The 294-nt window shown below is 44.2% G+C and carries 1 protein-coding gene; it reads left to right on the top strand.

Features of this window, described 5'->3' with window-relative positions; genetic code table 11:
* The coding region (locus tag AAEZ05_RS28130) for a hypothetical protein (RefSeq protein WP_350649835.1) at positions 1-294 on the top strand (294 nt) is incomplete at both ends.

The following is a 294-nucleotide window of genomic DNA, read 5'->3' as shown; positions in this document are numbered from 1 at the left end:
GGCTAGAAGCATTGGGTGTGCCGCAATCCTCCTTAGAGAGTTTTCCTGATTCCTTTAAAGCAGGTATGGCGAATCGTGCCGATAAGTTGCGCGATACCGATGGCAATGATCCTGAAAACTGGATGGCACCTTTTGGTGATAAAGGGGATATCAATGTTTGCGCTTCAATCATTGCCGATAGCAAAGAAAAATGGCAAGCAAAACTTGCTGAACTAAAAGAAAACATGCAAACGCATATCGACTATGAGCATCCTGCCAACGGTGATATCGAAATCCTCATGGAACACGATTTTG

The sequence above is a fragment of the Pseudomonas sp. HY13-MNA-CIBAN-0226 genome, from assembly GCF_040310305.1.
Lineage (GTDB): Bacteria > Pseudomonadota > Gammaproteobacteria > Pseudomonadales > Pseudomonadaceae > Aquipseudomonas > Aquipseudomonas gregormendelii.
The sequence above is the reverse complement of the archived record's forward strand: the minus strand, read 5'-3'. Positions and strand labels throughout refer to the sequence as shown.